We start from the raw sequence: 12,190 nt of genomic DNA on the forward strand, positions 1-12,190 counted from the left end.
GGGGAGAGGGCGCGTGCCGCCGGGGAGAGGGCGCGTGCCGCCCGGGAGAGGTCCCGTCCCGCCGGGGACAGGGCCCGGGAGGGGTACGGTGGGTCTCATCGCGGGGACCAGCGGCCCGGCGGCTCAGCGGGCCGACCACCCGCCGTCGAGGACGATGTTGCTGCCGGTGACGAAGGCCGCGGCGGGGGAGCACAGGTAGGTGACGGCCTGCGCCACCTCCTCAGGCTCCAGCAGCCGCTTGATGGCGGAGTTCTTCAGCATGACCTGGCTGAGGACCTCCTCCTCGGAGAGGCCGTGGACGCGGGCCTGGTCGCTCACCTGCTTCTCCACCAGCGGTGTGCGCACGTAGCCGGGGTTGACGCAGTTGCTCGTCACGCCCCGGTCGGCGCCCTCCAGGGCGATGACCTTCGACAGTCCCTCGAGCCCGTGCTTGGCGGAGACGTAGGCCGACTTGTACGCGCTGGCACGCAGGCCGTGGGCGCTGGAGATGTGGACGAGCCGGCCCCACCCGCGCTCGTACATATGGGGCAGGGCCGCCCGGGCCAGCAGGAACGGCGCCTCCAGCATCAGCCGGAGGATGAGGGCGAAGCGCTCCGGCGGGAAGTCCTCGACCGGGCTGACGTGCTGGACGCCCGCGTTGTTGACCACGATGTCGGCGTCGAGGCGCAGGTCCGCGAGGGCGGCGGTGTCGGTAAGGTCCACCGCCCACGGCTCGCCGCCGACCTGGGCCGCGACGGCCTCGGCGCCGGCGGCGTCGACGTCGCACACCAGGACGTGCGCGCCGCGCCCGGCCAGCTCGCGGGCGACCGCCGCACCGATCCCGCTGGCCGCCCCGGTCACCAGGGCCGTGCGCCCGCCCAGACCGACCCCGTCGTCGTCTCTCATGCCGAGCAACCTACGAAACCGGGACACCGCCCTCCGATGGGCCGTCACCACATACTTCCCTTCGGGCGTGTGTGAGTGCGCCCACCCCGCCTGTCTCTCGGGCAGGATGTGCCGGATGAGCGCGTACCTCGACGGTCCCGGTCCGATCGCCCTGGCCCACCGCGGCGGCGGGCTGGAGGTACCGGAGAACTCCCGCGCGGCCGTGGAGCACACGGTCTCGCTCGGGCTGGGCTACCTGGAGACGGACGTCCACGCGACCTCCGACGGGGTGGTCGTCCTCTCGCACGACCCCACGGTCGACCGGGTCACCGACGGCACCGGCGCGGTGAGGGAGATGACGTGGGACCGGCTCTCCCGGCTGAGGGACCGCTCGGGCGAGCGCCTGCTGCGCCTGGACGAGCTGCTCGCGGACTTCCCCGGGCTGCGGGTGAACATCGACGCCAAGGACGACGCCGTCGTGGAGCCCCTGGCCGAGACCGTCCGGCGCACGGCCGCGTGGGACCGGGTGTGCCTGGCGTCCTTCTCCGACGCCCGTCTTGCGCGCCTGCGGGCCGCGCTCGGCCCCCGGGTGGCCACCAGCCTGGGGCGCCGGGACATCGTCCGGCTCGCCGCGGCCTCCCGGCTGCCCGGGCCTGCCCAGCGGCGGGCGCTGCGCGGGCTCCCGGGCCCCGCGGACGGTGCGGTGTGCACCCAGGTCCCGGTCTCCCACCGCGGCGTCCCGGTCGTCACCCCGCGGTTCGTCGGCGCCGCGCACCGCCACGGGCTGGCGGTCCACGTCTGGACGATCGACGAGCCGGCGCAGATGCACGCGCTGCTCGATCTCGGGGTGGACGGGCTGGTCTCCGACCGCCCGCGCGTCCTGCGCGACGTCCTCACCGCCCGCGGCCCCTGGCACTGACGGCGCCCGTCCTCCCCGCCCGCGCACCTGGCACGAGCGGCGCCCGTCCTCCCCGGTCCTCCCCGGTGCGGAGGTGTCGTCCCTCGCCGCAGATCTCGTGCGTCGTTTCGGCCACCTGACCCCGGGTATCGGCGGCATGATGAAACGGTGAGCTCAGAGCACTACATGGACCCCCGCACGCGCCGCACCCGCGCGGCGCTGGGGCGCGCCATGGCGCAGCTGGTGGTCGAGGCGCCGCTGGCCCAGGTCTCCGTGGCCGGGCTGTGCCGGGCCGCCGGCGTGCACCGGACAACCTTCTACAAGCACTTCCGCACCGTGACCGAGCTCGCCGGGGCGGTTCTCGGGGAGCTCTTCGACCGGATCGACGAGCTCGAGGCGGGCGGCGACAGCACGGTGTGGCTGGAGGGCCTGCTCGCGCACGCCGCCGGTCAGCGTCCCGCCTACGCGGCCCTCATCGGTCCCGACGGCGACCCCACGCTCTCGCGGGCCGTCACCGACCGCCTCATCGAGGCGGCGGGCCGCACGCTGCTGCCGCTGCAGAACGACGGCACGGTGCTGGGGACGGAGACCGCCACGGTGGCACGCGTGATGGGCTTCGCCGCGTACGGCGCCCTCGAGGCGGTGCTGCTGGGGGCCGACCCGCAGGTCACCGCGCGCGCCTGCGTCGGCGGACTGCCGGTGCCGTGGTACGAGGCGCTCGTCGTGGCGTGAGGGGAGCCGGCGTGAGCAGCGGGGCCGGCAGGACGACGCCGCCCACGGAACCAGGCGTCGCGGCACGAGAAGAGCGCCCACCGCACGAGAAGAGCGCCCGCCGCACGAGAAGAGCGCCCGCCGCACGAGAAGAGCCCCCGCCGGTAGGGCGGGGGCTCTGGTTCCGGTGCCCCCTACTGGATTCGAACCAGCGACCTTCTGCTCCGGAGGCAGACGCTCTATCCACTGAGCTAAAGGGGCGCCGCTGCTGACAGCGCCTGGTGATGTTATCAGCCGTGAGGGCGACGCTTCACCTCCGTGCGGGCCGTGCGGCGGGGGAGTGGTGCAGGTCACGCTCCCGCGGTGCCCTGCGGACCGTCAGGTCCTGTGACGAGGCCCACCGGGCGGTGGCGGACGCTGATCTCGCCCCGTCCCGGGCGCCTACTACCCTTGGCCGGGTGACCCCAGCCCAGCTAGCCGACCTGATCCGCACCGTCCTGCTCGACGCCGTGGCCTCCGGTGACGTGGCCCTCGCCCCCGACGACGTCCCCGAGCCCAGGGTCGAGCGGCCCCGTCAGCGCGAGCACGGAGACTGGGCGACCAACGTGGCGATGCAGCTGGCCAAGAAGGCGGGGACGAACCCCCGGGCCCTGGCAGAGCTGCTGGCGGCGCGCCTGAGCGACGCCGACGGCGTCGCGGCCGCCGAGGTCGCCGGCCCCGGCTTCCTCAACATCCGGCTCGAGGCCGGCGCCGCCGGCGAGCTGGCCCGCACGGTCGTCGAGGCCGGGGCCGGCTACGGGCGCAACGACGCACTGGCCGGGCACCGGATCAACATGGAGTTCGTCTCCGCCAACCCGACCGGGCCGCTGCACATCGGCCACACCCGGTGGGCCGCGCTGGGCGACGCGCTGGTCCGCCTCCTGCGGGCGTCCGGCGCCGAGGTGGTCCCGGAGTACTACATCAACGACGCCGGTTCCCAGATGGACAAGTTCGGCGCCTCGATCCTGGCCCGCGCCACCGGCGGCGAGATCCCGGAGGGCGGCTACCAGGGCGAGTACGTGACCGAGCTGGCCCGCAAGGTCCTCGACGAGCGCCCCGACCTGCCGGAGCTGCCCCACGACGAGGCCGTCGCCGTCGCCCGCGAGCTCGGGTACCGGCTGCAGATGGCGGAGATCGAGCAGACCCTCGCCGACTTCAACGTCCACTTCGACGTGTGGTTCTCCGAGCGTGAGCTGCACGACGGCGGCGCCGTCGAGGGTGCCGTCGACCGCCTGCGCACGCAGGGCCACGTCTACGACGACGGCGGGGCCGTGTGGCTGCGCACCACGGACTTCTCCGACGACAAGGACCGCGTGCTCGTGCGCGCCGACGGCAGCCCCACCTACTTCGCCGCCGACGCCGCGTACTACCTGTCGAAGAAGGACCGCGGGTTCGGCGAGAAGATCTACCTCCTCGGCGCCGACCACCACGGCTACGTCAACCGGCTCAAGGCGATCGCCTCGTGCGCGGGGGACGACCCGGAGAGCAACATCGAGATCCTCATCGGCCAGCTCGTCTCGGTCGCCGGCGCCCGGATGAGCAAGCGCGCCGGCAACATCATCGAGCTGCGCGACCTCATCGAGTGGATCGGCACGGACCCCGTGCGCTACACCCTGGCCCGTTTCCCCGCGGACTCGCCCCTCGCCCTGGACGGGGAGAAGCTGCGCGAGAAGAACCTGGACAACCCCGTCTACTACGTCCAGTACGCCTACGCCCGGACCCGTAACGCGTCCCGCAACGCCGAGGAGCACGGCGTCCCGCGTGACGGCTTCGACCCCGCGGCCCTGGACCACCCCGCCGACGCCGAGCTGCTCGGGGCGCTGGGGCAGTTCCCGGAGACCGTCGCCCACGCCGCGCGCCTTCGTGAGCCGCACCGCGTGGCCCGCTACCTCGAGCAGGTCGCGGCCGCCTACCACCAGTGGTACGGCCAGACCCGCATCTCCCCGCGCGGGGAGGACCCGGTCGACGCCGGCCACACCGCGCGGCTGTGGCTCAACGACGCCACCAGCCAGGTCCTCACCAACGGCCTGGACCTGCTCGGCGTCTCGGCCCCGGAGCGGATGTGAGCGCCGAGCACGCCGCCCCCGCGGCGGCCCCGAGGACGGCGCCCGAGCCCGACGGCGCCCCCACCGGCGTCTGGTCCACCGGCGTGAGCCGCGGCGGCGACGGCGCCCTGAGCGTCGCCGGCGTCGACCTGCGCGAGCTGGCCCGCACGCACGGCACCCCGGCCTACGTCGTCGACGAGGCGGACCTGCGCCGGCGTGCCCGCGCCTTCGCCACCGCCTTCGACGCCGCCTTCGCCGAGTCCGAGGGTATGGCCGGTGCCGACGTGTACTACGCCGGCAAGGCCTTCCTCTCCCTCGCCGTCGCCCGGTGGGTGCACGAGGAGGGGTTGCGCATCGACACCTCCACCGCGGGCGAGCTCGCCGTCGCCCTGCGCGCCGGCGTGCCGGGCGAGGCCATCGGCCTGCACGGCAACAACAAGTCCGACGACGAGATCCGCACCGCCCTGGCGCACGGCGTCGGGCGCATCGTCGTCGACTCCCTCGCCGAGGTGGGCCGGGTGGCGGCCCTGGCCCGGGAGGCCGGCGTGCGCGCTCCCGTCATGGTGCGGGTGACCACCGGCGTCCACGCCGGCGGGCACCACTTCATCGCCACGGCGCACGAGGACCAGAAGTTCGGACTCTCCCTCGCCTCCGGGGCGGCGCGCAAGGCCGTCGACGAGATCCTCGCCCACGACGAGCTCGAGCTCGTCGGCCTCCACTCGCACATCGGCAGCCAGATCGTGGATCTCGCGGGCTTCGCGGTCGCGGCCCGCGCGATCCTCGGCCTGCGTGCCCAGGTCGCGGCGGAGACCGGCCACCTCGCCCCGGAGGTCGACCTCGGTGGCGGGTACGGCATCCGCTACACCGGCGCCGACGACGTCCCGCCCGCCCCGGAGCAGATCGCCCGGACCCTCGCCGACGCCGTGCGCGACGTCTGCACCGAGCTCGGCACCCCCGTGCCCCGCATCTCCGTGGAGCCGGGCCGCTCGATCGCCGGCCCCGCCGGCCTGACCCTGTACAGGGTGGGCACCGTCAAGGAGGTCGCCCTCGACGGCGGTGGGACCCGCACGTACGTCTCCGTCGACGGCGGCATGAGCGACAACATCCGCACCGCCCTCTACGAGGCCGAGTACACCGCCACGCTCGCCGACCGTCGGTCGGACGCGGCCACGGTGACCGCCCGCGTGGTGGGCAAGCACTGCGAGAGCGGCGACATCGTCGTGCGCGACGTGGCCCTGCCGGCCGACGTGCGCGCCGGCGACCTGCTCGCCGTGCCCGCGACCGGCGCGTACGGCCGGTCGATGGCCAGCAACTACAACCTCGTCCCGCGACCGCCGGTGCTCGCCCTCGGGGACGGCGAGGTGAGGGTCCTCGTGCGCCGCGAGACGGTGGACGACCTGCTCGCGCTCGACCTCGGCTGAGACGCCCCGGAGGCCGGGACCGACAGCCCCCTATCCTGGGCGCGGCGCCGAACGGTGCCGCCCGCGATCGAGAGGATGCTGGTGACTGAGAACCGTCCGACCGACGGCGTCGTGCGCGTAGGCCTGCTGGGCTGCGGCACGGTCGGCAGCCAGGTGGTCCGCCTGCTCCGGGAGCACGGCGACGACTGGGCGGCGAGGAGCGGTGCCCATCTCGAGCTGGTCGGCATCGCCGTGCGCGACACCGCCGCCGAGCGGGACCCGTGGGTGCCCCGGGACCTGCTGACCGACGACGCCGAGGGCCTGGTCGGTCGCGCGGACGTGGTGATCGAGCTCATCGGCGGCATCGAGCCTGCCCGCACGCTCGTCCTGCGGGCGCTGCGCTCCGGCGCCACTGTCGTCACCGGCAACAAGGCGCTCCTCGCGGCCCACGGCCCCGAGCTGCACGCCGCCGCCGAGGCCGGGGACGCGGACCTCTACTACGAGGCCGCCGTCGCGGGCGCCGTCCCCGTCGTCTACGGCCTGCGCGAGTCCCTGGCCGGGGACAAGATCACCGCGGTGCTGGGCATCGTCAACGGCACGACGAACTACATCCTCGACGAGATGGCCACCCGGGGGCTCAGCTTCGACCAGGCGCTGTCCCAGGCGCAGGAGCTCGGCTACGCCGAGGCGGACCCGACGGCGGACGTCGACGGGCACGACGCCGCGGCGAAGGCCGCGATCCTCGCCTCCCTGGCCTTCCACACCCGCGTGGGCATCGACGACGTCCCCGTCACCGGCATCCGGCACATCACCGCCGAGGACATGGCGGAGGCGCGCGAGACGGGCCACGTCATGAAGCTGCTCGCCGTCGCCCGCCGCACGGTCTCCGGCGGCACAGAGGGCATCAGCGTGCGCGTCCACCCCGCGCTCGTGCCGGCCGCACACCCGCTCGCCGCGGTGCACGGCGCGTTCAACGCCGTCGTCGTCGAGTCCGAGTCCGCGGGCCGCCTGATGTTCTACGGGCAGGGCGCCGGCGGTGCGCCGACCGCCTCGGCGGTGCTCAGCGACGTCGTCGCCGCCGCGAACCACAAGGTCCACGGCGGCCACGCGCCGCGCGAGTCCACCTACGCCGAGCTGCCGCTGCACGGCCCCGACGCGACCGCCGCCCGTACCCAGGTCCAGCTCCGGCTGGCGCACGCGCCGGGCACGCTGGCCGCCGTGGCCGGCGTCTACGGCGAGGAGGGCGTGTCCATCGACAGCGTCCGCCAGCAGCGCTCGGCGGACGGCGTCGCGCAGCTGACGATCATCAGCGACGTCTCCACCGAGGCGGCGCTCGAGCGCACGGTGGCGAGGCTGGCCGAGGAACCGCACGTGCACGAGGTCATCTCGGTGACCCGAGTCGAAGGAGCATGATGGCCCACCAGTGGCGAGGCGTGATCGAGGAGTACCGCGACCGGCTGCCGATCGGGGCCGACGACCCGGTCGTGACCCTCGGCGAGGGCGGCACCCCGCTGGTCGAGGCGCCCGTGCTCGGGGAGCGGACCGGCGCGCGGGTGTGGGTCAAGGTCGAGGGCGCGAACCCGACCGGCTCCTTCAAGGACCGCGGCATGACCATGGCGATGTCGAACGTCGCCGCCACGGACACCCGCATGGTCGTGTGCGCGTCCACCGGGAACACCTCCGCCTCGGCCGCCGCCTACGCCGTGCGCGCGGGCCTCGGCTGCGCCGTCGTCCTGCCCGCGGGGAAGATCGCCGCCGGCAAGCTCGCCCAGGCCATCGTCCACGGCGCGACCCTCGTGGCCGTGGACGGCAACTTCGACGACTGCCTCCGCATCGCCCGCGACCTCGCGGAGCAGTACCCGGTCGCGCTCGTCAACTCGGTCAACCCCTACCGCCTGCAGGGCCAGAAGACCGCCGCGTTCGAGGTGGTCGACGCCCTCGGTGACGCCCCCGACGTCCACGTCCTGCCCGTGGGCAACGCCGGCAACATCTCCGCGTACTGGATGGGCTACAACGAGTACGCCGGCCGCACCACGGCCGCCTCGGTCGACGACGCCGCCACGCGCCTGGCGCCGGTGGCCACCAGGGTGCCGCAGATGTGGGGCGTGCAGGCCGAGGGGGCGGCGCCGTTCGTCAAGGGCGCCCCCGTCGAGCACCCGGAGACCGTCGCCACCGCGATCCGCATCGGCAACCCGGCCTCCTGGGACTACGCCGAGGCCGCCCGCGACGACTCCGGCGGCTGGATCGACGCCGTCACCGACGCTCAGATCCTCGACGCCCAGTCGCTGCTCGCCGCCGAGGTGGGCGTGTTCGTGGAGCCGGCCTCGGCCGCCTCCGTCGCCGGGCTGCTGCAGGCCGCCGAGCACGGCCGCGTGCCCGCGGGGGCCCGGATCGTGTGCACCGTGACGGGCAACGGCCTGAAGGACACCGCGACCGCGCTGGGCCACACCACCGTCGAGCCCGAGGTCATCGCGCCCACGCTCGAGGCCGCCGTCGCGGCCCTGGGCCTGTAACGCCCGTGCGGCTCGCGCGCGACGTCGTCCGGGTCCGGGTCCCGGCCACGTCGGCCAACCTCGGGCCCGGGTTCGACTCCCTGGGCCTGGCGCTGGGTGTGTGGGACGAGGTCTCCGTCCGCGCCGTCGCCGGCCCGACGACGGTCCGCGTCGTGGGGGAGGGGGACGGCGCCCTGCCCGACGGCGAGGAGCACCTCGTCGTCCGTGCCGTGCGGCTCGGCCTGGACCGGGCGGGGGCCCCGCAGGCGGGCCTGGAGCTCGTCTGCCACAACGCCATCCCGCACGGGCGCGGGATGGGGTCCTCGGCGGCCGCCGTCGTCGCCGGTCTGGTCGCGGCCCGCGCTCTGCTGGCGGAGCCGGAGGCGCTCGACGACGACGCTCTCCTCGACCTCGCCACCCAGCTCGAGGGGCACCCGGACAACGCCGCCCCGGCGCTGCTCGGCGGGGCCACCGCGGCCTGGGAGGACGGCGCGGGGCCGCACGCCGCCCGCATCCCCGTCTCCGGCGACCTGCGGCCCACGGTGCTGGTCCCGCAGGCGCAGCTGCTCACCCACACGGCCCGGGCGGTGCTGCCCACGCAGGTCCCGCACGCGGACGCGGCGTTCAACGCCGCCCGCTCCGCGCTGCTGGTGCTCGCGCTCGGCGGCCGGAGCGACCTGCTCATGGCGGCCACGGAGGACCGGCTGCACCAGGGGTACCGCGCCGACGCCATGCGCGGCACCGCCGAGGCCGTCCGGGCCCTGCGCCAGGCCGGCTGGCCGGCTGTCGTCTCCGGTGCCGGGCCCAGCGTGCTGGTGCTCGAGCGGCTCGACGACGCCACCGCCCGGACCCTGGAGCAGCACGGCTGGCGGGTGCTCGACCCGGGCGTCGCGACCTCGGGTGCGCACCTCGTCGGCTGACCGGGGATATTCGCCGACCTGGGGCGAGAAACACGTCCGGATCGTGCGGCGCGCGCAGTCGACGGCTGGTAGCATCGTCAGTGCACCGACTCCCTGCGGACGTTTCCGCGCACCTGGGTGCGTCTACCGCGTCTTCGTACAGACGGAGCATCTGCCCCGACCGCCACGCGCCTGCAGCGTCCGCGCGCGGGGACCCCATCACCACCCAGCCCTCCCGGCTGGTAAACCGACCCGCGTCCTTGCGCCGACCAGACCGAGGACGTTTCACCGAGGGAAGGAACCTCGTGACCGAAACTGTCGACGCCCCCAACACCGGCACCGCCGGGTCACGCCGGGGCTCGTTGACCACGCTGCGCCTCCCGGAGCTCCAGGCCCTCGCGGGCGAGATGGGGCTCAAGGGCACGGCGAAGATGCGGAAGAGCGACCTCGTCGCCGCCATCCGCGAGGCCCGCGGCGACGGCAACGGCGCCGGCCGGACCGCTGCGCCGAAGCAGTCGGACTCCGCCGCGTCGAAGCAGCCGGACTCCGCCGCGTCGAAGAGGTCGGAGTCCGCCGAGCCGAAGCGGTCGGAGTCCGCCGAGCCGGGCCGTGCCGCCGAGCCGGCCAAGGCCGAGCGCGCCCAGGAACCCAGCACCCGCCGGTCCCCGGAGCCCGCCCGCGCCGAGCGCACCCGCACCGAGCGCCCACAGCCGGAGCGCACCGAGTCCGAGCCGACCGGGTCGGACGCGGCCGAGGCCCCGGCCCAGCTGCAGCTGCCCGACGTCCAGCCCGCGCAGCGCCAGCGCCGCGGCTCGCGCCGGGCCACCGCCCCTGCCGCAGCACCCGTGACCGCCGCCGCGCCGACCGCCGCCGACCCCGCGCAGACCGCCTCCCACGAGGACGCGAAGGAGGCCCTCAAGCGCGAGCTCGCGGAGCGCGCCGGGAACGCCGAGCACGGCGGGGAGACCGAGGAGGAGCGCGCGCGTCGTGCCCTCGACGCCCTCGGCGAGGCCGCCGCCCGCCGTCGTGACCGTCAGGAGGACGGCGAGCACGACCAGCCCGGTCACCAGTCCCCGCTCGGCGGGCGCAACCGCCGCGACGACGACGAGCACGGCTCGCGCTCGCGCCGTCGTAGCCGCGACCGCAACCGGGACCGCAAGCGCCGCGGCACGGGCCGGGGCGACTTCGCCTTCGACGAGCCCGTCGAGGTCAGCGAGGACGACGTCCTGCTGCCCGTCGCGGGCATCCTCGACGTCCTGGAGAACTACGCCTTCGTGCGCACCTCCGGGTACCTGCCCGGCCCCAACGACGTCTACGTCACGCTGGGTCAGGTCAAGAAGAACGGCCTGCGCCGCGGTGACGCGATCACCGGTGCGGTGCGCCAGCCCCGCGAGGGCGAGCAGCAGACCGGGCAGCGCCAGAAGTTCAACGCGCTGGTCCGCCTCGACACCGTCAACGGGATGGGCGTCGAGCAGGCGCGCAAGCGGCCGGACTTCACCAAGCTGACCCCGCTCTACCCGCAGGAGCAGCTGCGCCTGGAGACGACGCCGAAGGCCATCACGCCCCGCGTCATCGACCTCGTCGCCCCCATCGGCAAGGGGCAGCGTGGTCTCATCGTCTCCCCGCCCAAGGCCGGCAAGACGATCATCATGCAGCAGATCGCCAACGCGATCTCCGTCAACAACCCCCAGGTCCACCTCATGGTCGTGCTCGTCGACGAGCGCCCCGAGGAGGTCACGGACATGGAGCGCATGGTCAAGGGCGAGGTCATCGCCTCCACCTTCGACCGGCCGGCCTCGGACCACACGATCGTCGCCGAGCTCGCGATCGAGCGGGCCAAGCGGCTCGTCGAGCTGGGCCAGGACGTCGTGGTGCTCCTGGACTCCCTGACCCGCCTCTCCCGGGCCTACAACCTCGCCGCGCCGGCCTCCGGCCGCATCCTCTCCGGCGGTGTCGACGCCTCGGCGCTGTACCCGCCGAAGAAGTTCTTCGGCGCCGCGCGCAACATCGAGAACGGCGGCTCGCTGACGATCCTCGCCTCCGCCCTGGTGGAGACCGGGTCGAAGATGGACGAGGTCATCTTCGAGGAGTTCAAGGGCACCGGGAACATGGAGCTGCGCCTGGCCCGTCAGCTGGCGGACAAGCGCATCTTCCCGGCCGTGGACGTCAATGCCTCCGGCACCCGCCGCGAGGAGCTGCTCATGGCCCCCGAGGAGCTCAAGATCGTCTGGAAGCTGCGCCGGGTCATGGGTGCGCTCGACCAGCAGCAGGCCATCGACCTGCTCCTGGGCAAGCTGCGCGAGACGTCGTCGAACGCGGAGTTCCTCATGACGGTGCAGAAGACGACGCCGACGCCCACGCACGAGCCCGAGCTCGCCATCCGCTAGACGGAGACGTCGCTCACATCCGCGGGCCGTCCGCCCAGGCGGGAACAGGACGGACGCCCGCGGTGTTGGACACAAGGTTCCGGCCGTCAGGTGCGGTCTGGCACAATATCTCGTCGGCCTCCGGTTCACGGACGCGGTCCCTCGCGCCCGACCCGGGGCACTCACGAACCTAGGAGAGACATGAAGCAGGGCATCCACCCCGAGTACGTGACCACCACCGTCACGTGCACGTGCGGCAACACCTTCACCACCCGCAGCACGGCCACGTCCGGCGAGATCCACGCCGACGTGTGCAGCGCCTGCCACCCGTTCTACACCGGCAAGCAGAAGATCCTCGACACCGGTGGTCGTGTGGCCCGCTTCGAGGCCCGCTACGGCAAGCGGAACAAGTAGCACCCTTCCGGCGCCGGCGGTGACGCCGCGGACACCGTCCGCGGCTCCCGCCGGCGTTGTCG

At 74.3% G+C, this 12,190-nt stretch carries 10 protein-coding genes and 1 tRNA gene; 9 read left to right on the forward strand and 2 right to left on the reverse strand.

Features of this window, described 5'->3' with window-relative positions; all coding sequences use genetic code 11:
• Window positions 1-123: 123 nt before the first annotated feature.
• Complete coding sequence (locus tag ATJ97_RS15800; RefSeq protein ID WP_098484553.1) at window positions 124-885, reverse strand: 3-hydroxybutyrate dehydrogenase; 762 nt, start codon at window positions 883-885, stop codon at window positions 124-126.
• A 115-nt stretch (window positions 886-1,000) separates the two neighbouring features.
• On the opposite strand from ATJ97_RS15800, the gene ATJ97_RS15805 reads away from it, so the two are divergent.
• A complete protein-coding gene (locus ATJ97_RS15805; RefSeq protein WP_211287263.1) occupies window positions 1,001-1,783 on the forward strand; it encodes a glycerophosphodiester phosphodiesterase family protein in 783 nt (260 codons plus the stop codon).
• Window positions 1,784-1,930: 147 nt separating this feature from the next.
• The gene (locus ATJ97_RS15810; RefSeq protein WP_143427047.1) at window positions 1,931-2,494 is read left to right on the forward strand and encodes a TetR/AcrR family transcriptional regulator; all 564 of its coding nucleotides are present in this window, start codon (window positions 1,931-1,933) and stop codon (window positions 2,492-2,494) included.
• A 167-nt stretch (window positions 2,495-2,661) separates the two neighbouring features.
• On the opposite strand, the gene ATJ97_RS15815 is transcribed toward ATJ97_RS15810, so the two are convergent.
• A tRNA-Arg gene (locus tag ATJ97_RS15815) sits at window positions 2,662-2,734 on the reverse strand.
• A 197-nt stretch (window positions 2,735-2,931) separates the two neighbouring features.
• Here ATJ97_RS15815 and argS point away from each other — a divergent pair.
• The 7 genes from argS to rpmE all read left to right on the forward strand — a co-directional run bounded on the left by argS (window position 2,932) and on the right by rpmE (window position 12,128).
• A complete protein-coding gene (gene argS, locus ATJ97_RS15820; RefSeq protein WP_098484556.1) occupies window positions 2,932-4,578 on the forward strand; it encodes an arginine--tRNA ligase in 1,647 nt (548 codons plus the stop codon).
• Window positions 4,575-5,978 carry a diaminopimelate decarboxylase gene (gene lysA / locus ATJ97_RS15825; protein ID WP_098484557.1) on the forward strand — a complete coding sequence of 468 codons (1,404 nt, stop codon included), beginning with the start codon at window positions 4,575-4,577 and terminating at the stop codon, window positions 5,976-5,978. The genes argS and lysA overlap by 4 nt, the downstream gene beginning before the upstream one ends.
• 81 nt (window positions 5,979-6,059) lie before the next feature.
• A complete protein-coding gene (locus ATJ97_RS15830; RefSeq protein ID WP_483866836.1) occupies window positions 6,060-7,370 on the forward strand; it encodes a homoserine dehydrogenase in 1,311 nt (436 codons plus the stop codon).
• On the forward strand, window positions 7,370-8,470 hold the full coding sequence (thrC, locus tag ATJ97_RS15835; protein WP_098484558.1) for a threonine synthase: 1,101 nt from the start codon (window positions 7,370-7,372) through the stop codon (window positions 8,468-8,470). Before ATJ97_RS15830 ends, thrC begins: the two co-directional genes overlap by 1 nt.
• Window positions 8,471-8,475: 5 nt before the next feature.
• Window positions 8,476-9,369 (forward strand): homoserine kinase, encoded by an 894-nt coding sequence (thrB, locus tag ATJ97_RS15840; protein ID WP_098484559.1) that lies wholly within the window; start codon window positions 8,476-8,478, stop codon window positions 9,367-9,369.
• Window positions 9,370-9,653: 284 nt separating this feature from the next.
• Window positions 9,654-11,735 (forward strand): transcription termination factor Rho, encoded by a 2,082-nt coding sequence (gene rho / locus ATJ97_RS15845; protein WP_098484560.1) that lies wholly within the window; start codon window positions 9,654-9,656, stop codon window positions 11,733-11,735.
• A 180-nt stretch (window positions 11,736-11,915) separates the two neighbouring features.
• Window positions 11,916-12,128: a 50S ribosomal protein L31 gene (rpmE, locus tag ATJ97_RS15850; RefSeq protein ID WP_098484561.1), complete on the forward strand. Its 213-nt coding sequence runs from the start codon at window positions 11,916-11,918 to the stop codon at window positions 12,126-12,128.
• The last annotated feature ends 62 nt before the right edge of the window (window positions 12,129-12,190 follow it).

The organism is Georgenia soli (assembly GCF_002563695.1).
GTDB classification, from domain to species: domain Bacteria; phylum Actinomycetota; class Actinomycetes; order Actinomycetales; family Actinomycetaceae; genus Georgenia; species Georgenia soli.

Excerpts from the sequence above, each read along its gene's own strand:
- ATJ97_RS15800 (WP_098484553.1), bottom strand. The coding sequence starts at position 885 with ATGAGAGACGACGACGGGGTCGGTCTGGGCGGGCGCACGGCCCTGGTG.
- ATJ97_RS15805 (WP_211287263.1), top strand. The coding sequence starts at position 1,001 with ATGAGCGCGTACCTCGACGGTCCCGGTCCGATCGCCCTGGCCCACCGC.
- thrC (WP_098484558.1), top strand. The coding sequence starts at position 7,370 with ATGGCCCACCAGTGGCGAGGCGTGATCGAGGAGTACCGCGACCGGCTG.
- rpmE (WP_098484561.1), top strand. The coding sequence starts at position 11,916 with ATGAAGCAGGGCATCCACCCCGAGTACGTGACCACCACCGTCACGTGC.